1 pseudogene is annotated in these 554 nt (G+C 37.7%); it reads left to right on the forward strand.

The window, feature by feature from the left end:
- Positions 1–554 (forward strand): annotated as a pseudogene (locus ACNFN4_RS22235) (acyltransferase family protein); the annotation flags it as partial.

Below are 554 nucleotides of genomic sequence, written 5' to 3' on the forward strand. Positions count from 1 at the left end.
ATTGCCTCCACTGTACTGCTAATTGTTCTAGGAGCTCTTTCATTAACAGTATTCACTACAAAAGATTACTGGATATGGCTTTTTAGCAATTTTGTGTTATACCCTCAATACTTCCCTGACATATTCCATCACATTGGCACAGGTCGCCTTAACGATTCACTTTGGACAATTCCTGTTCAGCTTAGCTTTTACCTGGTGTTACCCGCAATTTATTGGTTTTATAAACGTTTCGGATTCCAAAAAATGATTCTTTGCTCTTTTGCTGTTGCCGCTTTCAGTGTGTTAGTCTCTTTCATAATCTTAAAGCTCGCGCCTGGCAGTGTGTTCGGTAACCTGTACTTACATTCTTTCCTGCCGCAGATGTTTTATTTCACTTTGGGCATCTTCTGGGCTAAGGCATGGAGCAAGTTACCGCAGCATATCGTTTTATTTTTATGTTCTATTATTTTATTTTTATTCTTTAAATTTGACCTTCTACATCTCAGCTCAATAAACAGCACATTATGGAGTTTTTTATGGTTCATTCCTTTGAGCTATGCAATTATTTGGTTCGG

Source organism: Bacillus sp. N1(2025) (assembly GCF_053470005.1).